General features: G+C 64.6%; 16 protein-coding genes. 11 read left to right on the top strand and 5 right to left on the bottom strand.

Translation table 11 applies throughout. The features are described from left to right. Positions 1 to 44 precede the first annotated feature (44 nt). Entirely contained in the window at positions 45 to 1,043 is a 999-nt protein-coding gene (locus NMG70_RS11965; protein ID WP_301555149.1) for an ABC transporter ATP-binding protein, read from the top strand. A gap of 166 nt (positions 1,044 to 1,209) precedes the next feature. On the opposite strand, the gene NMG70_RS11960 is transcribed toward NMG70_RS11965, so the two are convergent. The 5 genes from NMG70_RS11960 to NMG70_RS11940 all read right to left on the bottom strand — a co-directional run bounded on the left by NMG70_RS11960 (position 1,210) and on the right by NMG70_RS11940 (position 8,357). After that, on the bottom strand, positions 1,210 to 2,055 hold the full coding sequence (locus tag NMG70_RS11960) for a fumarylacetoacetate hydrolase family protein (RefSeq protein WP_254024706.1): 846 nt from the start codon (positions 2,053 to 2,055) through the stop codon (positions 1,210 to 1,212). A gap of 161 nt (positions 2,056 to 2,216) precedes the next feature. Further along, positions 2,217 to 2,948, bottom strand: coding sequence for an SDR family oxidoreductase (locus NMG70_RS11955; protein WP_254024705.1), 732 nt, complete (start codon positions 2,946 to 2,948; stop codon positions 2,217 to 2,219). Between the two features lie 365 nt (positions 2,949 to 3,313). Further along, a complete protein-coding gene (locus NMG70_RS11950) occupies positions 3,314 to 5,686 on the bottom strand; it encodes an aldehyde dehydrogenase family protein (RefSeq protein WP_254024704.1) in 2,373 nt (790 codons plus the stop codon). A gap of 228 nt (positions 5,687 to 5,914) precedes the next feature. Beyond that, positions 5,915 to 6,979, bottom strand: a complete 1,065-nt coding sequence (deoC, locus tag NMG70_RS11945) for a deoxyribose-phosphate aldolase (protein WP_254024703.1) — start codon at positions 6,977 to 6,979, stop codon at positions 5,915 to 5,917. Positions 6,980 to 7,529: 550 nt separating this feature from the next. Continuing rightward, on the bottom strand, positions 7,530 to 8,357 hold the full coding sequence (locus NMG70_RS11940; protein ID WP_254024702.1) for a ferredoxin--NADP reductase: 828 nt from the start codon (positions 8,355 to 8,357) through the stop codon (positions 7,530 to 7,532). 220 nt (positions 8,358 to 8,577) lie between these two features. Here NMG70_RS11940 and NMG70_RS11935 point away from each other — a divergent pair, with 220 nt between their 5' ends. The 10 genes from NMG70_RS11935 (at position 8,578) to NMG70_RS11890 (ending at position 21,728) form a co-directional block, all read left to right on the top strand. Further along, a complete protein-coding gene (locus NMG70_RS11935) occupies positions 8,578 to 10,665 on the top strand; it encodes a hydantoinase/oxoprolinase family protein (RefSeq protein ID WP_254024701.1) in 2,088 nt (695 codons plus the stop codon). Position 10,666: 1 nt separating this feature from the next. Then, a complete protein-coding gene (locus NMG70_RS11930; RefSeq protein ID WP_254024700.1) occupies positions 10,667 to 12,412 on the top strand; it encodes a hydantoinase B/oxoprolinase family protein in 1,746 nt (581 codons plus the stop codon). A gap of 117 nt (positions 12,413 to 12,529) precedes the next feature. Then, positions 12,530 to 13,306: an ABC transporter substrate-binding protein gene (locus NMG70_RS11925; protein WP_254024699.1), complete on the top strand. Its 777-nt coding sequence runs from the start codon at positions 12,530 to 12,532 to the stop codon at positions 13,304 to 13,306. Between the two features lie 430 nt (positions 13,307 to 13,736). Continuing rightward, a complete protein-coding gene (locus NMG70_RS11920) occupies positions 13,737 to 14,864 on the top strand; it encodes a transporter substrate-binding protein (protein ID WP_254024698.1) in 1,128 nt (375 codons plus the stop codon). Beyond that, positions 14,861 to 15,460 (top strand): ANTAR domain-containing response regulator, encoded by a 600-nt coding sequence (locus NMG70_RS11915; RefSeq protein WP_254024697.1) that lies wholly within the window; start codon positions 14,861 to 14,863, stop codon positions 15,458 to 15,460. Before NMG70_RS11920 ends, NMG70_RS11915 begins: the two co-directional genes overlap by 4 nt. Continuing rightward, positions 15,438 to 16,346: an ABC transporter permease gene (locus NMG70_RS11910; RefSeq protein ID WP_419695393.1), complete on the top strand. Its 909-nt coding sequence runs from the start codon at positions 15,438 to 15,440 to the stop codon at positions 16,344 to 16,346. Before NMG70_RS11915 ends, NMG70_RS11910 begins: the two co-directional genes overlap by 23 nt. Next, a complete protein-coding gene (locus tag NMG70_RS11905) occupies positions 16,343 to 17,263 on the top strand; it encodes an ABC transporter permease (protein WP_254024696.1) in 921 nt (306 codons plus the stop codon). Before NMG70_RS11910 ends, NMG70_RS11905 begins: the two co-directional genes overlap by 4 nt. Positions 17,264 to 17,354: 91 nt before the next feature. Continuing rightward, positions 17,355 to 18,950, top strand: coding sequence for an ABC transporter substrate-binding protein (locus NMG70_RS11900; protein WP_254024817.1), 1,596 nt, complete (start codon positions 17,355 to 17,357; stop codon positions 18,948 to 18,950). Beyond that, a complete protein-coding gene (locus tag NMG70_RS11895; protein WP_254024695.1) occupies positions 18,940 to 19,884 on the top strand; it encodes an acetamidase/formamidase family protein in 945 nt (314 codons plus the stop codon). Before NMG70_RS11900 ends, NMG70_RS11895 begins: the two co-directional genes overlap by 11 nt. Further along, positions 19,881 to 21,728: an ABC transporter ATP-binding protein gene (locus NMG70_RS11890; RefSeq protein WP_254024694.1), complete on the top strand. Its 1,848-nt coding sequence runs from the start codon at positions 19,881 to 19,883 to the stop codon at positions 21,726 to 21,728. The genes NMG70_RS11895 and NMG70_RS11890 overlap by 4 nt, the downstream gene beginning before the upstream one ends. Positions 21,729 to 21,744: the final 16 nt, after the last annotated feature.

Genomic DNA, 21,744 nt, shown 5'->3' with positions numbered 1-21,744 from the left:
TCAGGGGGTGCCCTGGCGCCCACATTCCAATCCGGAGGAATGCCGTGGGCTCGCTGAACATCGAGAATGTAAAGAAGGCCTTTGGGCCGGTCGAGGTGCTGAAGGGCATCAACCTCGAAGTGACCGACGGCGAATTCGTCGTCTTCGTCGGCCCCTCCGGCTGCGGAAAATCGACACTGCTGAGGGTCATCGCCGGGCTGGAGGATTCGACCTCGGGGCGGGTGGTCATCGACGGCGCGGACGTCTCCGCGACGCCGCCGGCTAAACGCGGCATCGCCATGGTGTTCCAGACCTATGCGCTTTACCCGCATTTGACGGTGAAGAACAATATGGGCCTCGGCCTCAAGCAGGCGGGCACGCCGGCGGCCGAGATCGACCGCCGCATCGGCATTGCCTCGTCGATGCTGTCGCTGGAGCCCTATCTCGCCAGGCGCCCGGCCGAGCTTTCGGGCGGCCAGCGCCAGCGCGTCGCCATCGGCCGCGCCGTGGTGCGTGAGCCCAAGCTTTTTCTGTTCGACGAGCCTTTGTCCAACCTCGATGCCGCACTGCGCGTCAACACCAGGCTGGAGATTGCGCAACTGCATCGCCGGCTGAGGGCGACGATGATCTACGTCACCCACGACCAGGTCGAGGCGATGACGCTGGCCGACAAGATCGTCGTGCTTAACGCGGGCAAGATCGAGCAGATCGGCGGACCGATGGAACTGTACAATGCGCCGGCGAATGAATTCGTCGCCGGCTTCATCGGCTCGCCGAAGATGAACTTCGTCGACGGCGCCAGGCTTGGCGAGACGGCCAAGACCATCGGCGTCCGCCCAGAGCACCTGACCGTCGACGCGAAATCCGGCGCCTGGAAAGGCACGGTCGTCCATGCCGAGCACCTCGGCGCCGACACCAACCTTTATCTCGACTGCGAAAAGGCCGGGCTGATCACCGTGCGCATTTTTGGCGTCTACAACGCCGAACCGGGAGCCACGCTCTACGCGACGCCGGATCCGGCCAAGACCTATCGGTTTGGAGCGGATGGCAAGGTGCTGAAGTAGTTCGCGGCAAAGGTTGGCGCTGCCCCTCACCCTTACCCTCTCCCCGTATAGGGACGGGGAGAGGGGGGCGTCAGCGCTGGAGCTTCGTCCTTCTCCCCGTCACTATACGGGGAGAAGATGCCGGCAGGCAGATGAGGGGCGGCGCAAACTTGCCCAAGTGAAGCGCCTACGCGTCCGCCTTGAACGTCTGCCTCTGCATGCCCAGCCCTTCGATGCCGAGCTCGACGACGTCGCCGGGCTTCAGGAACACCGGCGGCTTCATGCCCAGCCCAACCCCGGGCGGCGTGCCGGTCGAGATGATGTCGCCCGGATGCAGCGACATGAACTGGCTGAGATAGGAGACGAGGTAGGCGACGCCATAGACCATGGTCCTGGTCGAGCCGTTCTGCATCGTCTTGCCGTTGACCTTCAGCCACATCGGAATGTTCTGCGGGTCCTCGACCTCGTCCTTGGTGACCAGCCACGGGCCGATCGGCCCGAACGTGTCGCAGGACTTGCCCTTGGTCCACTGGCCCTGGCGCTCGGCCTGAAAGGCGCGTTCGGAAACATCATGCGCGACGCAGTAGCCGGCGACATAGTCCAGCGCCTCGGCCTCGGTGACGTATTTGGCTTTTCTGCCGATGACCACGCCAAGCTCGACTTCCCAGTCGGTCTTGACCGAGCCGCGCGGGATCAGCACGTCGTCGTTTGGCCCGACGATGGCCGAGCTTGCCTTCATGAAGATGATCGGCTCCGGCGGCACGGTGGCGCCGGTCTCGGCGGCATGGTCGGAATAGTTGAGGCCAATGCAGATGAATTTGCCAGTGCCCGCAACACAGGCGCCGATGCGCGGCTTGCCGGAAACCGCCGGCAGCGATTGCGGATCGAGCTTCGACAATGTTTCGAGCGATGCCGGGTCGAGCGCCTCGCCGGCAATGTCGGTGACATGGGCGGAGAGGTCGCGGATCGTCCCATCCGCATCGAGCAGGCCGGGGCGTTCGCTCCCCGCTTCGCCATAGCGCAGCAGTTTCATGCAATTTTTCTCCCAGTTGCGACCAGAGGCCGTTGCAAACTCGCTCCGCTGCGGCGAGTGGCGTGGTTTTCGAGAACCGGAGCGGAGCGTACTTAAAGTACGTGAGCCTAGGCAAGCGCAGACGCCGCGTCAGGCGCCGGCAGAATAGGATTTTCAGACTCCTAGATCGACCAGCCACCGTCGATATTATAAGCCTGCCCCGACGTATAGGTGGCTCCAGCTAGATAGACGGCAAGGTCGGCGATTTCCTCGGGCGTGCCGAGGCGGCCCATTGGCTGGCGGGCGATGAAGGCGGCGCGGGCCGCCTCGTAGTCGCCCTGCGCATGCATGCGGTCCTCCAGCGACGGGCTTTCGACCGTGCCGGGGCAAATGGCGTTGCAGCGTATGCCCTTGCCGACATAGTCGGCGGCGACCGATTTGGTCAGGCCGATGACGGCAGCCTTGGTCAGCCCATAGACGAAGCGGTTGGGCACCCCCTTGGTCGAGCCGGCCAGCGACGCCATGTTGATGATCGAGCCATCGCCGCGCTCCAGCATGCCGGGCAGCGCGGCGCGGATGGTGCGGATCATCGAGCGAACGTTGAGATCCAAAGCAAAGTCGAGATCGGCGTCCTTCATCTCGAGGATCGAGCCTGAATGGACAAAGCCGGCGCAGTTGAACAGCACATCGACGGCGCCGATCTCGGCAAAGGCCGAAATCACCGCCTCGTCGTTCAGCACGTCGAGCTTGCGGGTCTTGATGCCCGCCGTCTTGCCTAAGTCGGCGAGCATCACCTCGTTGATGTCGGTGGCATGGACGACGGCGCCCGCCTTGGCGAAAGCCAGCGCGCTCGCCCGGCCGATGCCTTGCGCCGCCGCCGTGACGACAACGATCTTGCCTGCCAGATCCGCCATGCTGTTCTCCTCTGTCGCCGCCCGGGTGCTATTCGCCTAGGGGCGGCAAATGTTTTTTCTCGGTAAAGAACATCTTTTCTGCCGTCAAGACCGGAAGGGCCAGGGCAATCGCTTCAGGTTTGAATTTACCCCTCACCCTTTCCGGGCATTGGCGCTGCCCCTCACCTGCCTGCCGGCATCCTCTCCCCGTATAGTGACTGTATAGTGACGGGGAGAGGGGCGCTGTCGTCGATGGTTTCGCTAACATCCAACGTTGCAGAATATGCGCCGAGGCTGCGGCCAGCTTCTTTCTCCCCGTCACTATACGGGGAGAAATGCCCGGCAGGGCAATGAGGGGCGGCGCCGACGTTGCAATCGACACACGCTCAGTCGCCGTAGGGCACCCAGACGTTCTTGACTTCGACGGCACGGCGCAGGAAGGCATCGCCGGCGGCCTCGACCGACGTCCAGTCGAGGCTGCGGCCGTTGCCGGTCCAGACACGCTTGAGATTGCCGACGGAGTCGGCTTCGGCCTTGGCGCAGGTCTCGGCATCGGCGAACAGCCAGAGCCCGTCGACATCGTCGTGCTTGGCCAGCACGCCGGCGAGTTCGGCGCTGCGCCCGGTGACGATGTTGATGGCGCCGGCCGGAACGTCGGAATACTCGATGACCTGGTAGAGATCGGTGGCAAGTAGCGGATATTTTTCCGACGGCACCGCGACCACGGTGTTGCCCAGGGCCAGCGCCGGCGCCACCAGCGAGATAAGGCCAAGCAGAGGCGCGTTGTCGGGCGCGACGATGCCGACGACGCCGACCGGCTCGTGCAGCGCCAGGGTGACGGCGCGGGCCGGCGGCTGGTGGACACGGCCCTCGAACTTGTCGGCCAGGCCGGCATAGAGGAACAGCCGCTCGATCGACAGCTCGACCTCGTCGCGCGCCGCCTTGGCGGTGGCGCCGGTAAGCTCGGTCACGCGGGCAGCAAATTCGCCCGCGCGGCCCGACAGATTTTCGGCCAGATAGTAGAGCACCTGGCTGCGGTTATAGGCTGTCGCCTCCGGCCAGGCCTTGCAGGCACGTGCAGCCGCGACGGCGTCACGGACATCCTTGCGGCTGCCGAGCCCGACCTCGCCGGCAAGCTTGCCCTTGGCGGTGGGGACGGCAAGCGAATAATTGCCGTCCGGCCTGACCTGCTTGCCGCCGATGAACAGTTTTGCCGTGCGGTCGATGGCATCGCCTTCCGCCTGTTCGACGGGCTGCGCCGTAGCCGCTGCCGGCTTGACGATCGGGCCGAGCGGCAGTTTCGCCGAGAAATATTCGAACATGCCCTCGCGCCCGCCTTCGCGGCCAAAACCGCTCTCGCGATAACCGCCGAAGCCGCAGGCGGCGTCGAACATGTTGGTGCCGTTGACCCAGACGACGCCGGCCTTCAATTGCGGCGCGACGTGCAGGGCGAGGTTGACGTTCTCGCTCCACACCGAGGCGGCCAGGCCGTAGCGCGTGTTGTTGGCGAGCTCGACCGCTTCCTCGGTGTTGCGAAACGTCATGGTCGCCAGCACCGGGCCGAACACCTCTTCCTGCGCCAGGATGTTAGCCGGCGAAACGCCTGTCGCCAGCGTCGGCAGGTGGTAATAGCCGGAGGACGGCAGCGCCACATCCGGCTGCCAGCAGACGGCGCCCTGCCTGGCGCCTTCGGCGACCAGCCCCTTGACGCGATCGAGCTGGGTCAAGTCGACCAGCGGGCCGATATCGGTGTTCTTGTCGAGCGGGCTGCCGACGCGCAGCCGGCTCATCCGCGTCTTGACCTTGGCGATGAAGGCTTCAGCGACGCCTTCCTGCACCAAAAGGCGCGAGCCGGCGCAGCAGACCTGGCCCTGGTTGAACCAGATGCCGTCGACCAGTCCCTCGACGGCGCTGTCGAGGTCGGCGTCCTCGAACACGACGAAAGCCGACTTGCCGCCAAGTTCCAGCGATATTTTTTTCCCTGATCCGGCAGTGGCCTTGCGGATGATCTTGCCGACCTCGGACGAACCGGTGAAGGCGATCTTCTGGACGCCGGGATGATTGACGATTGCCGCGCCTGCCTCCGGCCCGCCCTGGACGATGTTGACGACGCCCTTCGGCACGCCGGCGCGCTCACAAATCTCGGCGAACAGGATGGCGGTGAGCGGCGTGAACTCGGCCGGCTTGAGCACGATCGCGCAGCCGGCCGCCAGCGCCGGCGCGATCTTCCAGGCCAGCATCAGTAGCGGAAAGTTCCACGGGATGATCTGGCCGACGACGCCGACGCCCTTCTGATCCGGAAAATCCCTGTCCAGCGCCTGCGCCCAGCCGGCATGGTGGATGAAATGGCGGATGGCCAGCGGCACGTCGATGTCGCGGCTTTCGCGGATCGGCTTGCCGTTGTCGATCGATTCCAGCACCGCAAACAGCCGCTGGTGGCGCTGCATGGCGCGGCCGATTGCGTAGAGCACTTTGGCTCGGCTGTAGCCGGAGCTGGCGCTCCATTTCGGCAACGCTTTTGTCGCGGCCGAAACCGCCGCCTCGATATCGGCAGCTCCGGCATCCGAGACTTTGGCCAGCAGTTTTCCCGAGGACGGGTCGCTGGTATCAAAAGTCTTGCCGCCGCCGGCTGCTTTCCAGTCACCGCCGATGAACAGCGCTTTGGAAAAATCGCGCGCGGCAAGCCAGGCATCGGCCTCGTTGCGGGCCTCCGGCGCCGGACCGTAGTCCATGGCGTGATAGCGTTCGAGAATGTTCATGGGGCGCTCCCGATAATCGTCTTGGTGGGCGTTCCGTGGCGCCCCCCTCTGTCCTGCCGGACATCTCCCCCACGAGGGGGAGATTGGCTGTTTCGCCGACAGCGCCTCCTTTTTCGAGGTTGGCCGTTGGCGAAATCAAAGATGAAGGCCGATCTCCCCCCAAGTGGGGGGAGATGTCCGGCAGGACAGAGGGGGGCGCGAAGGAACTCCACGTTCAAAACGCTGACCCTACGCCATCGCGTGGCGATGATTGGCCGAGTAATGACCGGTCAGATGATGTTCGAGCTGGCGCTCGATGTCGGTCAAAAGGCTCGACGCGCCGAAGCGGAACAGGTCCGGCTCCAGCCACCGCCGTCCCAGCTCTTCCTTGATCAGCACCAGCCAGTCGAGCGAGGCTTTGGCCGTGGAAATGCCGCCGGCCGGCTTGAAGCCGATGAGGTAGCCGGTCTCCTCGAAATAGGCGCGGATGGCGCGCACCATGGCGAGGCCGACCGGCAGCGTTGCGTTGACGCTTTCCTTGCCGGTCGAGGTTTTTATGAAATCGGCGCCCGCCATCATCGCCACCATCGAGGCCAGCATGACGTTGCGCAGCGTGGCGAGGTCGCCGGTGCCGAGGATGACCTTGAGATGCGCCTCGCCGCAGGCGGCGCGCATCGCAACGATCTCGTTATAGAGCTGCTGCCATTTCGCCCCAAAAACTAGGCCCCGCGGAATGACGACGTCGATCTCGTCGGCGCCGTCGCTCACCGAGGCTTCGATCTCCTGCAGACGCGTCGAAAGTGGCGTGAGGCCGTGCGGGAACGCAGTGGATACGGCGGCGACATGGATGCCGCTGCCGCGCAGCGCATCGACGGCAGTGGCGACGAAGGGATGATAGACGCAGACCGCCGCCGGGCGGATCTTTTCGCCAGTAATGCCGAGGCCTTCGACGATGTCGCGGCGGAACGGATTGACCGCCTTGGCGCAGAGCCGGCGCACGCGCTCGTCGGTGTCGTTCGAGTTCAGCGTCGTCAGGTCCATGCAGGCGACGGCGCGCAGCAGCCAGGCGGCCTGGTTGTCGGCCTTGATCGAGCGCCGCTTGGTCAGGCTGGCGACACGCCGTTCCAGCGCCGAGCGGTTGACGCTGCGCATCGATTCCATGAAGCCGAGATCGAGCTTCATGCCGGGATTGCGGGCAATGCCGTGCGCTTGCGGCGTCGGCGCGTTGGCGGCGCTACGCGCCGGCAGCGGCGTGATCCTCGAAGGGCCCAACCTGTCGGCACCAAGATCGGCTTCGCGGATTGTGCTGCTCATCTCCTGCCCCTTTGTTCAGCGACTTATGCCGAAGATAGCCCGTGAAGCAGCGCTTCACGAGTCCTTCAGGCGGTCATAGTTGAAAAAAGCCTGCTGTGACATCAGCCGAAGAGCGCGGCGGCGTGGAATGAAAACACTAGTGATCCGTCGCGCCCCCGGGGCATCAAAAAGGCCTGCAACATTTGCGATTAGCCGTAAGCCCCCGCGCCTTCGTCATCCTAGGGCGAAGCAAGGAGCGAAGCGACGCGGCGCAGACCCTAGGATCCATGCCGTTACCGAAGCCGAAGAATGCAACGGCTCAGGATAAATGCTGATCTGTAGCGATCCTTGGCGCCCCCCTCTGTCCTGCCGGACATCTCCCCCACAAGGGGGGAGATCGGCAGCTTGGCCGCTCCGCTCAATCCTGCAACTTAGACAATTGGCGAAAGCGGTGGTGACAGCCGATCTCCCCCCAAGTGGGGGAGATGTCCGGCAGGACAGAGGGGGGCGCCTCGCTCCGGCGTCAAAGGTTCAGCACCGTCGTGGCGCTCGACCGAAGTGTGTCGAGGCTCTACCCGACGAAAGCGCGCTCGACGACGAAGCTTGCCGGATGATGCAGCGAGCCTTCCTCGAAGCCGAGGCTTTCGGCCAGTTCCTTGACATCCCTCAGCATATGCATCGAGCCGCAGATCATGATGCGGTCGGTCTCGGGGTCGAGCTTGTCGATGCCGAGATCGGCATAGAATTTTCCCGAGCCGATCAGCGCGGTGATGCGGCCCATGCGCTCGGAGCTTTCGCGCGTCGTCGAATTGTAGAGGGTGACGCGGCCGCCGGTCAGCTCGCCGATCAGCGGGTCGTTCTCCAGCTCGGCGACCAGCTCCTGGCCGTAGGTGAGTTCGGCATTGTCGCGGCAGGTGTGGGTCAGGACGACCTGCTCGAATTTTTCGTAGGTATCGGGGTCGCGCAGCAGGCTGGCGAAGGGCGCGATGCCGGTGCCGGTCGAGATCATGAACAGGCGCTTGGCCGGGGTCAGCGCGTCGACCACCAGCGTGCCGGTCGATTTTTGCCGCATGATGACGGTGTCGCCGATCTCGATTTTTTGCAGCTGCGAGGTCAGCGGGCCGTCCGGCACCTTGATCGAAAAAAATTCCAGCTCGTCGTCCCAGGCGGGGCTGGCGATCGAATAGGCGCGGAACACCGGCTTTTCGGCATTGGGCAGGCCGATCATGACGAACTCGCCGGAGCGGAAGCGCAGCGACTGCGGCCGGGTGATGCGGAACGAGAACAGCCGGTCGGTATAGTGCTTCACCGAGACGACGGTCTCGGCATAGACATTGGCCGGTATCGGAAACTGCAGAGGCCGGGCGCCGGCGGTGTTGAGCGCTGATATGGTGTTCATCAAACCTAACCTTCTGGCCAACCCGAGGGCGCTGACGCCAAACGTTCTGCTGCTCGCCCGAACCGATCAGGTTCCGGCGTGCCGTTTGCACACGACGAAGCGGTAAGCTCTTGTGTCCGGAATTTATTAGTATACAAATGATATTTGCGTCAAGACGCCAGCGGGAAACACCTTTCCAAACTGAGACATATCTGTAGTCCTGACATTTCGGGTTTCGACAATGGAAGAGAATTTTTCGGCGCAGACGCTGGATTCCTCGGGCAGCGTCGTCGCCGGCATCGATGTCGGCGGAACCTTTACCGACCTGCTTCTGATCGACGGCCGCCACGCTGGCCGGGTGCATATCGCCAAGACCCCGACCACCATCGACAACCAGGCTTTCGGCGTCGTTTCGGCGCTTGAGACCACCGGTTTTCCCATCCGCGGCATCGACCTCATCGTGCACGGCACGACGACCACCACCAACGCAGTGCTGGAGCGCCGGCTGGCCAGGACCGGGATGATCACCACGCGCGGCTTTCGCGACGTCATCGAGCTTGGCCGGCGGACACGGCCGCAGGCCTATGGCATGACCGGCAGCTTCGTCCCGATCATTCCGCGCAACCTGCGGCTCGAAGTGTCGGAGCGCGTCGAAGCCTCGGGCGCGGTGCGCATTCCGCTCGACGAGGCCGAGATGCGCGCGGCGGTTTCACAATTGATCGAGGCCGGCTGCGAATCCCTCGTCATCCATTTCCTGCATTCCTACGCCAATCCGGCGCATGAGCGGCGCGCCGCCGCGATCGCCGTCGAGCTTTGGCCGAACAGCTACATCACGTCAGGCCATGCGCTGCTGTCGGAGGCGCGCGAATTCGAGCGCGGCGTCACCGCTTCGGTCAACGCCTCGGTGCAGCCGATCCTCGAGCGCTATGTCGAGCGGCTGCGCAAGGAATTGGGGTCAAAAGGCTACGCCCGCGACTTCCTGATCATGAACGGCAATGGCGGCATGATCTCGGCCCGCTTTGTCACCCGTGAATCGGCCAAGACCGTGATGTCGGGCCCGGCCTCCGGCGTCATCGCCGCCGCCTATACCGGAAAACGCGCCGGCTTCGAAAACCTGGTCACCTACGACATGGGCGGCACCTCGACCGACGTCGCGCTGATCCGCAATGCCGAACCGGCGGTGTCGAACGAGATCGAGATCGAATATGCGATGCCGATCCACGTGCCGATGGTGGCGGTGCACACGGTCGGTGCCGGCGGCGGCTCGATCGCCCGCGTCGACGCGGCCGGCCTGATCCAGATCGGCCCGGAAAGCGCCGGCGCCAATCCCGGCCCGATCTGCTACGGGCGCGGCGGCGTTGAACCGACCATCACCGACGCCAATCTGGTGCTCGGCCGGCTGGCGCCGAAAAAACTGCTCGCCGTCGAAAACCCGGTCACATCAGAGCACGTCACCGGCATCTTCGAGGACAGGATCGGCCGCCACACCGGCCTGTCCGGCGCCGAGGCGGCGGGCGCGGTGCTGCGGCTCGGAAACATCAAGATGGCCGGCGCCATCCGCATGGTCTCGGTGTCGCGCGGCCACGACCCGCGCGATTTCGCGCTGTTCGCCTTCGGCGGCGCCGGGCCGCTGCATGCGACAGCGCTGGCGCGCGAGCTCGGCCTGCCCAAAGTGCTGGTGCCGGCGCGTCCGGGCATCACCAATGCGCTCGGTTGCGTCGTCGCCGATCTCAGGCACGATTTCGTCAACACCGTCAACCAGCCGGTGGCCAGTCTCGATGAAACCCAGCTTCACGCGATATTGGAACGGCACCGAAACGAAGGTCAAGAGCTGATCGGCAAGGAAGCGGTAAAGCCGGAGACGATCCGCGTCAGCCATTCCGCCGACATGCAGTTCGTCGGCCAGACCCACATCATCAACGTGCCGCTGCCGTCGTCCGCGGTGACGCGGGAGGTGCTACAGCAACTGTTCGAAAAGGCCTATTTCGCCCGCTTCAAGGTCGAGCTGCCGGAGATCCGCGCCAATCTGGTCAACCTCAACACCTCGGTGACCGGCGTGCGGCCGGCGATCGATCTGTCGCGGCTGATCGACCCGGCCGGCCGCGCCAGAACGCTCGATGACGCCCGCCGCGAAATCCGGCCGGTCTGGTATGGCGGGCGCTGGCACGACACGCCGGTCTATAGCAGGGAAAAGCTGCCGCTCGATGCCGTCATCGCAGGGCCGGCGATCCTCGAGCAGATGGACGCCACCACCGTGCTCGAGCCCGGCGACCGGGCGCGCTCGGACGCCGATGGCAACATCATCATCGACATCGGCATTGAGGCCTGAGATGCAAAAGCTCGACGCCATCACGCTTTCGGTCATCCAGGCGGCGCTGCAGCAGGTCTGCGACGAGATGGACCTGACCTTTTCGCGCGCTGCCTTCTCGCCGGTCATTGCCGAGGCCAACGACCGCTCCGACGGCATCTATTCGGCGGTCGATGGATCGCTGATTGCGCAGGGCAGCCAAGGCCTACCGGTGTTCGTCGGCGTCATGCAGTATTCGACCAAAACGGTGATCGAAATGATCGCTGATGGACGCTGCCCGCCGCCCGAGCCAGGCGATATCTACATCGTCAACGACCCCTATCTCGGCGGCACCCATCTGATGGATGTGCGCTTCGCCATGCCGGTCTACCGCGATGGCAAAATCTTCTGCTGGCTGTCGAACACCGGCCACTGGCCCGACATCGGCGGCTCGGTACCGGGTGGCTTTTCTGCCTCGGCCACGGCGGTCGAGCAGGAAGGCCTGCGGCTGCCGCCGGTAAAACTGTTCAAGCAGGGCGTGCTCGACCGCGAAATCTACGCCATCATCTGCTCCAACATCCGGGTTGCCGACCAGCGCATCGGCGATATCCGCGCGCAAGCGGCGGCACTGCTGATTGGCCAGGATAGGCTCAATGGAATCCTGGATCGTTACGGTGACGAAACGGTCGTCGAGGCGATCGCCGAACTGCGCCGCCGCGCCGCCGAACAGATGCGCGCCAACATATCGGCCATTCCCGACGGCATCTATCGCTCGAAGGCATTCGTCGATTCCGACGGGGTGGTGAACGAGCCGCTGACCATTGCGCTGGCGGTGGAGAAACACGGCGAAACGCTCAGCTTCGATTTTTCCGGCTCGTCAAAACCTTGCGCCGGGCCGATGAACAGCGTGCTGGCGACGACCTTGTCCTCGGTCTATCTCGCCATGCGCCATATTTTCCCCGATGTGCCGATCAGCGCCGGCGCCTTCGAGCCGCTGATCGTCAAGCGGCCGGAAGGCACTTTCCTCGACGCCAAATATCCGCGCCCGGTCTCGGGCTGCGCCGCAGAGGTTTCGCAGCGCATCGCCGAGGCGGTGTTCGCGGCGATGGTGCAGGCGCTGCCGGACAAGGTGACGGCGGCTCCGGCCGGGTCCAGCGGCAATTTCGCGCTCGGCGGCAACGACCCGGCGCGCGGCCGCGACTATGTCATGTACCAGATCTCCGGCGGCGGCTATGGCGGCAATGCCGGTCATGACGGCCTCACCAATGGCTGCTCGACCATCGGCATTTCCAAATCGCCGCCGGTCGAGATCATGGAGCAGGCGTTTCCGGTGCTCTACCGCCATTATGCCCTGCGCGAAGGCTCGGGCGGCGCCGGCAGGCATCGCGGCGGTTTCGGCCTCGCCTATGAGGTCGAGATCCTGCGCGGCGACGCCCGCGCCTCCTTCGTCATGGACCACGGCCGGTTCGGCCCACAAGGCGCGCTCGGCGGCAAGGACGGCGCGGTCAACACGGTGACCGTGTTCCGCGACGGCAAGGAACATGTGCCGCCGCACCTCTCCAAGGAGCAGGACATCGCGCTGCAGGCCGGCGATCGTGTACGTGTCGGCACGCCGGGCGGCGGCGGCTATGGTGATCCCCTGCAGCGCGACCCGGAACTGGTGCTGCGGGATGTCAGGTTGGGCTACTACACGCCCGAACAGGCCAGCGAGAAATTTGGCGTCGCTTTTTCCGCGGACGGGTCGGCAATCGACCACGCCGCCACCGAGCGGGCACGAGCAGCCGGCTGACCGACGGAGCTTCCAATCGGCCAGGCCGCGCCGTGATCGCCGCAGGGCATGTCGTTTCCGTCTCCGCCGCGCACACAAAACCCCGTAGACTTGCCCCTATCAACGGAGATCTGGATCATGCGCCTTTTCGCTCGTTTCTTGGCTGCCGCGTCCGTCGCCCTGGCGCTCGCCACCGGGGCCGCCTCCGCCCAGGACAAGAAGCTCAAGCTCGGCACCGAGGGCGCCTATCCGCCCTTCAACTATGCCAATGCCGACGGCACGCTGGGCGGTTTCGACATCGATCTCGGCAAGGCGCTTTGTGCCGAAATGAAGACCGAATGCGAGTTCGTCGTGCAGGATTTCGACGGCTCGATCCCGGCGCTGCAGGCCGGCAAGTTCGACGCCATCATCAACATCACCATCACGCCGGAGCGGGCCGAGAAGGTCGACTTCACCCACAAATACTACCAGACGCCGCCGGCCATCGCGGTGCCGAAGGACTCGACCGTATCAGGCACCTCGCCCGAGGATTTGAAAGGCAAGGCGCTCGGCGTGCAGAGCGCCACGATCCACCAGAATTTCGCCGAGCAGAAATACGCAGGCTCGACCATAAAACCGTATCCGACCGGCGACGACGCCCGCACCGACATGGTCAATGGCCGCCTCGACGCGGTGATGGACGGCTCCATCCTGCTGACCGAATGGCTTGAGAAGCCCGAGGGCGCCTGCTGCAAGCTGCTCGGCACCCTGGCTCCCGACCCGGCCATCCATGGCCCTGGCGTCGGCATCGCGCTGCAGAAAGGCAACAAGGAGCTGGCCGCAAAGCTCGATGCGGCGATCGACGCGCTGCGCGCCAACGGCAAATACAAGGAAATCAACGACAAGTATTTTGCCTTCGACGTCTACGGCGAGTAGGCGGGGCGCTCCGAGCGGAGTGCTTGTTCAAACGCCAGGGCAATCGCTTGAGGTTTGCGCTGCCCCTCATCCGCCTGCCGGCACCTTCTCCCCGTATAGTGACGGGGAGAAGGGGATTTCCTGCACCGCTGCCGATTGGCGAAATCCTCGGTGACGGCGTCCTTCTCCCCGTCACTATACGGGGAGAAGTGCCCGGCAGGGCGATGAGGGGCAGCGCCAACATCGACAATTGGTGAATGCCCGAACGGCGCTCCCCCTTCTACAGCAGCATCGTCGGGCCGGCCCTCGCTTTTCCCGCTTGACTGACCCGCCGTACCGAATACGCTAATGGGGAAAATACCGGCTCCGACCGCCGGGCGGCAAAAATGCCTCGTATGCCTCGCCTTCCGCGGCGGCGGCTGCGGGGCATTGTTATTTCTGGGGGATTTGCTTGGGACGGCGTATCGAGATCGGCATCCTTTACTCGCGGTCGGGCAACTACCGCCTGCTGTCCGAATCCTGCCGTTCGGGTGCGATGACGGCCATCGCCGACATCAATGCCGATCCCGCCATCCCGATCGAATTCGTTCCTGTGGAGCGCGACCCGCAGGGTAACATCGATGGCTACGCGACGGGCTGCGCCGACATTCTCGCCAACAGCGGTGCGCGCCACATCATTGGCTGCATCACGTCATGGAGCCGCAAGGAGGTCATCCCGATCCTCGAGCGCGCCGGCGGCACGCTCTGGTACGCCTGCCCCTATGAGGGCTTCGAAGCGAACGAGCATGTCGTCTACATGCACGCTTGCCCGAACCAGCATCTCGTCCCGCTGCTGGCCCATGTCGTGCCGCGCTTCGGCGCCAACGGCTTTCTGCTCGGGTCGAATTATATCTGGGGCTGGGAGACCAACCGTGTCGCCCGCGACCTGATCGCCGACGCCGGCGGCAAGGTTTTGGGCGAACGCTATCTGCCGCTCGGCGAGGTCGATGTCTCCAGGCTGATCGCCGAGATCCATGCGACCCGGCCGGATTTCATCCTGAACAATCTGATCGGCTCCTCGTCCTATGCCTTCATCGCGGCCTATGCCGAACTTGCCGAACGCGACCCGCATTTCAGGCCGGAGCGCTGCCCGATCCTGTCCTGCAATCTGACCGAATGCGAGTTGCCGGCGCTCAACGAGGCGGGCAATGGCCACCTTTCCGTCGGGCCGTACTTTCACGATATCTCGGCAGCGGATCGCCAGGGCGATTCGGCGCCCTCCATCATGCCTGCCTCGTCCTTCGAGGCGGCGGCCTACGCCTCGGTGCGGACGCTTGCCGAGATCCTCGCCCGCAATCCCGGCGCACAATGGCCGGACCTTCCCCAGGCCTTTGCCGGAACCTCGTTTCGAACCCCGCTCGGCGACATCTCCATCGATCCGCAAACCCAGCACGCCACCTTGCCGGTGCAGATCGGGCGCATCGAGGGGACCGCATTCAAGACCGTCACGCTGGCCAAGGGAGTGGCGCCCGATCCCTATCTGTCCCGCTATGACCGGACCGAGACGTTCGGCCGCCCACGCCTGAGGGTGGTGTCGTGAGCAAGGTCCCGCGCATCCCGAATCTCGGCGGCGCCAGGGCCTTTGTCCTGCATCGTCCGCATCCGACGGTGCAGGCGATCACGCGGCAATTGTCGGCCATCGGCCTCGAGACGGTCGGCTGCTGGCCGGAACTGCCGGCCGAGGCGCTGGCGGCGGATTTCGTCTTCTTCGATGCCGACCTCGGCTTCGACGAACAATTCCCATGGGCGCCGGGTGAGGCGCCAATGCCGCTGGTGGCGCTGATCGGCTCCGAAGCGCCGGGCCGCATCGAGTGGGCGCTGTCGCACAAGGCCGACGCCCAGTTGCTGAAGTCGGTCGGCAATGCCGGCGTCTACAGCGCCCTGTTGATCGCGCGGCAGAGTTTCGAGGCGCGCAAGCTTTTGGCAAACGAGATATCGTCGCTTCGCCTGCGCGTCGCGGAGCGCCAGACCATCGTGCGCGCGGTGGAGGCCTTGTCGAAAGGCGCCGAGGACGGCCGCGCCTATGCGCAGCTCCGGTCGCTGGCGATGAGCTGGCAGATCAGTGTCGAAGAGGCCGCGCGCAGGATCGTGGCGATGACGGAAGAAGGCGGCGATGACCAATCCCATCGCGCCTGATCTTCCGGCAACCGGGCGCATGCCGGTCAAGCCACGCGCCGGCGTCTGGCGGCGCTTGGTCAAGCGTCCCCTGGCGTTGATCGGCCTGGTGATCGTTGCCGTCGTCGTGGCCGGCGCCATCCTGGCGCCGTGGCTGACCGGCTACGATCCGAACGAGCAGATGTTCGACGGGCTGACGCTTGAAGGCGCGCCCTTGCCGCCGAATGCCAGCTTCTGGCTGGGCACGGATCTGCTCGGTCGCGATCTGCTGACCCGCATCCTTTTCGGCGCGCGCACTTCGCTGATCATCGGCATCGTCGCCAACGGCGTGGCGCTTTTGATCGGTACGCTGGTTGGCGTCACCGCGGGTTATTTCCGCGGCTGGATCGGCGGCGCGCTGATGCGCTTCACCGACCTGATGATGGCCTTTCCGGCGCTGCTGCTCGCCATCTGCCTGGCGGCGGTGCTCCAGCCGAGCCTTTGGATCGTCGCCATGGTGATCGCACTGGTGAACTGGGTGCAGACCGCGCGGGTTATCTACACCGAGACCAGCTCGCTCGCCGAGCGCGAGTTCATCGACGCCGAGCGCACCATCGGGGCGAGCGCGCCACGCATCCTGTTTCGCCATATCCTGCCGCATCTGCTGCCGACGATCATCGTCTGGGGCACGCTCGGCATCTCGACCACGGTGCTGCTCGAAGCAACGCTCAGCTATCTCGGCATCGGCGTGCAGCCGCCGACCGCATCCTGGGGCAACATCATTTTCGAGAACCAGACATATTTTCAGGCAGCGCCCTGGCTGGTCTTCTTTCCGGGTGCGGCGATCCTGGCGCTGGCGCTGGCCTTCAACCTCATCGGCGATGCGCTGCGCGACATCCTCGATCCGACGCAAAGGGGCCGGGCATGATCGCCTATCTCGGCCGCCGCGTTATCCAGTCCGTGCTCATCCTGCTCGGCGTCTCATTGATCACCTTTGCACTGCTCTACCTGCTGCCCGCCGACCCCGTCCGCCAGATCGCCGGCCGCAGTGCCACGCCCGAAACGGTCGAGAACATCCGCCGGCAGCTCGGCCTCGATCAGCCCTTCTTCATCCAGTACTGGCACTATCTGACCAGCCTGCTCAGCGGCGATCTCGGACGCTCCTACATCCAGCGTTCAGAGGTCACGGAGCTCATCGTCTCGCGGCTGCCGGCAAGCCTGCTGCTGATGGTCGGCGCCATCCTTTGCGAGCTGGCGATCGGCCTGACGATGGGCCTGCTTGCCGCCGTCAGGCGCGGCACCGCCACCGACCAGACGCTGATGGTCGCTTCCTTTGTCGGCGTCTCGGCGCCGCAATTCGTCGTCGGCCTGCTGCTCCTTTATGTATTCGCCGTGCAGCTCGGCTGGTTTCCGATCGGCGGTTACGGCACCTGGCGCCATTTGGTGCTGCCCTCGCTGACCATGGGGATCCTCGGCGCCGGCTGGTACGCCCGAATGATGCGCTCGTCGATGATCGACGTGCTGCGCCAGGACTATATGCGGACCGCCCGCGCCAAGGGTCTTGCGCGCGGCGCCATCATTTTCCGCCATGCACTGCCCAACGCCATCCTGCCGGTCATCGCCATGATCGGCATCGACATCGGCATCTTCATGGGCGGCATCGTGGTGGTCGAAAGCGTGTTCGGCTGGCCCGGCATCGGCCAGCTTGCCTGGCAGGCCATCCAGCGCGTCGACATTCCGATCATCATGGGTGTCACCCTGGTTTCGGCCTTCGCCATCGTGCTCGGCAATCTCCTGGCCGACACCGTCGCACCTTTCATTGATCCGCGCATCAAGCTCAGATGAAGCCAAAAAAAGACCGGTAACAACCAGAGAAAGGGAACATGAGATGAAGAAATTCTTGACCTCCACCGTTGCGGTATCGGCGCTCGCGCTGATGCTCGGCATGGCAAGCGCCCGCGCCGAACACGTCGTCGATCCGAACGCCAAGCAGGGCGGCGCGATCACCATCACCTACAAGGACGACGTCGCCACGCTCGATCCGGCCATCGGCTACGACTGGCAGAACTGGTCGATGATCAAGACCCTGTTCGACGGGCTGATGGACTACGAGCCGGGCACCACCAACCTGCGGCCCGACCTCGGCGAGAGCTACGAGATTGCGCCCGACGGCAAGACCTTCACCTTCAAGCTGCGCCAGGGGGTGAAGTTCCACAATGGCCGCGAGATGACCGCCGAAGACGTGAAATATTCGCTCGATCGCGTCACCAATCCGAAGACGCAGAGCCCGGGTGCCGGCTTCTTCGGCTCGATCAAGGGCCATGAGGATGTCGCTGCCGGCAAGGCGGAAAGCCTGGCGGGCGTCACCGTCGTCGACCCCTACACGATCAAGTTCGAACTGACCCGGCCCGATGCCACCTTCCTGCATGTCATGGCCATCAACTTCTCGCATGTCGTGCCGAAGGAGGAGGTCGAGAAATACGGCGCGGACTTCGGCAAGCATCCGGTCGGCACCGGGGCTTTCAAGTTCGCCGAATGGACGCTCGGCCAGCGCGTCGTCTTCGAGCGCAACCCGGATTACTGGCACAAGGGCCTGCCGTATCTCGACAAGGTCAGCTTCGAGATCGGCCAGGAGCCGATCGTGGCGCTGCTGCGGCTGCAGAAGGGCGAGATCGACATTCCCGGTGACGGCATTCCGCCGGCCAAGTTCCAGGAGGTGATGGCCGATCCCGAGCAGAAGGCCCGTGTCGTCGAGGGCGGCCAGTTGCACACCGGCTACATCACCATGAACACCACCATGGCGCCCTTCGACAATGTGAAGGTGCGGCAAGCGGTCAACATGGCGATCAACAAGGACCGTATCGTCCAGCTGATCAACAACCGCGCGGTGCCGGCCAACCAGCCGCTGCCGCCGTCGATGCCCGGCTACGACAAGGAATTCAAGGGCTATCCCTATGACGTGGCCAAGGCCAAGGCTTTGCTTGCCGAGGCCGGTCATCCCGATGGTTTCGAAACGCAGCTGTTCGCGATGAACACCGATCCCAACCCGCGCATCGCCCAGGCGATCCAGCAGGACCTGGCGGCGGTTGGCATCAAGGCCAGCATCCAGTCGCTCGCGCAGGCCAACGTCATCGCCGCCGGCGGCGACAAGGCCGGCGCGCCGATGATCTGGTCCGGCGGCATGGCCTGGATCGCCGATTTCCCAGATCCGTCGAACTTCTACGGGCCGATCCTCGGCTGCGCCGGCGCGGTTCCTGGCGGCTGGAACTGGTCGTGGTACTGCAACAAGGATCTCGACGCCAAGGCGGCGGAAGCCGACTCGATCGTCGATCCGGCCAAATCAGGCGAACGCGCCAAGATGTGGAGCGAAATCTACCGCAAGATCATGGAAGACGCGCCCTGGGTGCCGGTCTTCAACGAGCAGCGCTTCACCATGAAATCGCCCCGGATGGGCGGCGCCGACAATCTCTATGTCGACCCCGTCCACATCCCGATCAACTACGACTATGTGTACGTGACCGATGTGCAATAACTGCGACTACACCATCCACGGGCGCCATCACCATTTCGGCTGGGACAATTCCTTTGTCCCGACTGAGCGGGTGGCGCCCGGTTCGACGATCGAGTTCCAGTGCCTCGATTCGTCGGGTGGCCAGCTTCAGGCCGACAGCACCGTTGCCGACGTCGCTTTGCTCGACTTCGCTAAGGTGAACCCCGTCACCGGGCCCATCTATGTCGACGGGGCTGAGCCGGGCGACGCCCTGAAGATCACAGTTGAGGCGTTCAAGCCGTCGGGCTTCGGTTGGACGGCGAACATTCCGGGGTTCGGCCTGCTCGCTGACGACTTCCCGAAACCGGCGCTCAACATCTGGACATACGACGCCGCCTCGCTCGAGCCGGCGCTGTTCGGCAGACAAGCCCGCGTGCCGCTGAAACCCTTTGCCGGCACCATCGGCAACGCGCCGGCTGAAATGGGCCTCCACTCGGTGGTGCCGCCAAGGCGCGTCGGTGGCAATCTCGACATCCGCGATCTCGCGGCCGGCACCACGCTCTATCTGCCGGTGGAGGTGACGGGTGCGCTGTTTTCGGTCGGCGACACGCATGCCGCGCAGGGCGACGGCGAAGTGTGCGGCACGGCGATCGAAAGCCCGATGGATGTCGTGCTGACGCTGGACTTGGTCAAAGATGCGCGATTGAAGACACCGCGCTTCACCACGCCCGGCCCGGTGACGCGCCATCTCGACGCCAAGGGCTATGAGGTGACGACCGGCATCGGACCGGACCTGATGACGGGCGCCAGGGAAGCGGTCTCGCAGATGATCGATCTGCTTGCCGGCCGCTACGCAATGGACCCGGTCGAGGCCTACATGCTGGTTTCGGTCTGCGGTGATCTCCGGATCAGCGAGATCGTCGACATGCCGAACTGGGTGGTGTCGTTCTACTTCCCGCGCTGCGTCTTCGAATGAGCAAAGGCGCAGGCAGCAAGCGGACCGGGGCTTTTGCCCCGGCCGTTTCGGTCACGGCCGGACCGGTGCTGGACATCTCCGGCCTGACCGTCAGCGTGCGCGGCGAAGACGGCGAGCGGCCGGTGGTATCAGACCTGTCGTTCTCGCTTGCGCGCGGCGAGACGCTTTGCATTGCCGGTGAATCCGGTTCCGGCAAATCGATGACCGCGCTGGCGATCATGCAGTTGCTTCCGCAGCCCGCCGCCCGGATAGAATCCGGCACGATCCGCCTTCATGACAGAGGTCGGGGCGATATGGACCGGCGCTACATCGATCTGGCGGTGCTCGATGAGCGCCGGATGCGCCGCATTCGCGGCGACCGCATCGCGATGATCTTCCAGGAGCCGATGACATCGCTCAATCCGGTGCTGTCGATCGGCCGGCAGCTGGTCGAGTCCATCGAGGCCCATACCGACCTGGCCCGCGCCGAGGCGCGCCGACGCGCCGTCGAGGCGCTGAAGGCCGTCCGCATCTCGGAAGCCGAAAGCCGGCTAAAACAGTTTCCGCACGAACTGTCCGGCGGCATGCGCCAGCGCGTGATGATCGCGATGGCGCTGGCGCTGAAACCGGATGTGCTGATCGCCGACGAGCCGACGACGGCGCTCGACGTCACCGTGCAGGGCGAGGTGCTGGAACTGTTGCGCGATCTGCAGCGAGAACACGGCACCAGCATCATCCTCATCACTCACGACATGGGCGTGGTGGCCGAAATGGCCGATCGCGTCGTCATCATGCGGCACGGCCGCATGGTCGAGCAGGGAACAGCCGCCGAAATCTTTTCCCGCCCGCAAGCCGACTACACGCGCGAGCTGCTCGCCGCCGTGCCGCGCATTGGTACTGGCGTCGGCCGCCAAAAATCCGCCGAACAAAAATCCGTCGAAGCGGAAATGCCCGGAAGCGTGGCGGTGGTCAACGATCTGCATGTCCGCTTCGACCTGCGCGGTGGCTTCTTCGGCCAAGTCAACCGCCGTGTCCACGCCGTCGAAGGCGTCAGCTTTTCGATCGCGCCGCACGAGACGTTGGCGCTGGTCGGCGAATCCGGCTGCGGCAAGTCCACCACCGCCAAGGCGCTGGCCGGGCTTGTGCCCTACCACGGCGATATCGTCATCGGCGGGCGCAATCTGGCGGGCCTTGGCCGTGACCAGCGCAAGGCGGTCCGCCGCGACGTGCAGATGATTTTCCAGGATCCCTATGCCTCGCTCGACCCGCGCATGCGCGTCGGCGACCTCGTTGCCGAGCCGCTGTTGATCCATGGCATCGCCTCGAAGGAAGAGCGCAGCCAGCTTGTGGCGGCGCTGTTCGAACGCGTCGGCCTGTCGGCCGACCAGATGGAGCTTTATCCGCACGAATTCTCGGGCGGCCAGCGCCAGCGCATCTGCATCGCGCGCGCTCTGGCGCTCAGGCCCAAGCTCATCATCGCCGACGAAAGCGTTTCGGCGCTCGACGTGTCGGTGCAGGCCCGCGTGCTCGACTTGCTGAAGGAACTGCAGCGCGAATTCGCCATCGCCTATCTGTTCATCTCGCACGACATGGCGGTGGTCGAGAACATTTCCGATCGTGTCGCCGTCATGTATCTCGGCCAGATCGTCGAAATGGGCACCCGCTATCAGGTCTTTTCGAACCCGCGCCACCCCTACACGAAGCGCTTGATCGAGGCCGTGCCGGTGCCCGATCCGGCAAGGCGCCGGCCGCGTTTCGCGCGTCTCGACCAGGAGATCCCGAGCCCGACTCGAAAAATCGGCGAGGACCCGCCGAAACTGGCCCTTAGGGATGTTGGTAACGGTCATCTCGTTGCTGTTTCCTGACGCCGCGATCGGCATT

Origin of the sequence: Mesorhizobium ventifaucium, assembly GCF_935822925.1 — a bacterium.
Taxonomy (GTDB): domain Bacteria; phylum Pseudomonadota; class Alphaproteobacteria; order Rhizobiales; family Rhizobiaceae; genus Mesorhizobium; species Mesorhizobium ventifaucium.
Note: the sequence above shows the minus strand (reverse complement) of the source record. Positions and strands in the feature narration are given on the sequence as shown.

Excerpts from the sequence above, each read along its gene's own strand:
- NMG70_RS11960 (WP_254024706.1), bottom strand. The coding sequence starts at position 2,055 with ATGAAACTGCTGCGCTATGGCGAAGCGGGGAGCGAACGCCCCGGCCTG.
- NMG70_RS11955 (WP_254024705.1), bottom strand. The coding sequence starts at position 2,948 with ATGGCGGATCTGGCAGGCAAGATCGTTGTCGTCACGGCGGCGGCGCAA.
- NMG70_RS11950 (WP_254024704.1), bottom strand. The coding sequence starts at position 5,686 with ATGAACATTCTCGAACGCTATCACGCCATGGACTACGGTCCGGCGCCG.
- deoC (WP_254024703.1), bottom strand. The coding sequence starts at position 6,979 with ATGAGCAGCACAATCCGCGAAGCCGATCTTGGTGCCGACAGGTTGGGC.
- NMG70_RS11940 (WP_254024702.1), bottom strand. The coding sequence starts at position 8,357 with ATGAACACCATATCAGCGCTCAACACCGCCGGCGCCCGGCCTCTGCAG.
- NMG70_RS11935 (WP_254024701.1), top strand. The coding sequence starts at position 8,578 with ATGGAAGAGAATTTTTCGGCGCAGACGCTGGATTCCTCGGGCAGCGTC.
- NMG70_RS11930 (WP_254024700.1), top strand. The coding sequence starts at position 10,667 with ATGCAAAAGCTCGACGCCATCACGCTTTCGGTCATCCAGGCGGCGCTG.
- NMG70_RS11925 (WP_254024699.1), top strand. The coding sequence starts at position 12,530 with ATGCGCCTTTTCGCTCGTTTCTTGGCTGCCGCGTCCGTCGCCCTGGCG.
- NMG70_RS11910 (WP_419695393.1), top strand. The coding sequence starts at position 15,438 with ATGACCAATCCCATCGCGCCTGATCTTCCGGCAACCGGGCGCATGCCG.
- NMG70_RS11905 (WP_254024696.1), top strand. The coding sequence starts at position 16,343 with ATGATCGCCTATCTCGGCCGCCGCGTTATCCAGTCCGTGCTCATCCTG.
- NMG70_RS11900 (WP_254024817.1), top strand. The coding sequence starts at position 17,355 with ATGCTCGGCATGGCAAGCGCCCGCGCCGAACACGTCGTCGATCCGAAC.
- NMG70_RS11895 (WP_254024695.1), top strand. The coding sequence starts at position 18,940 with ATGTGCAATAACTGCGACTACACCATCCACGGGCGCCATCACCATTTC.
- NMG70_RS11890 (WP_254024694.1), top strand. The coding sequence starts at position 19,881 with ATGAGCAAAGGCGCAGGCAGCAAGCGGACCGGGGCTTTTGCCCCGGCC.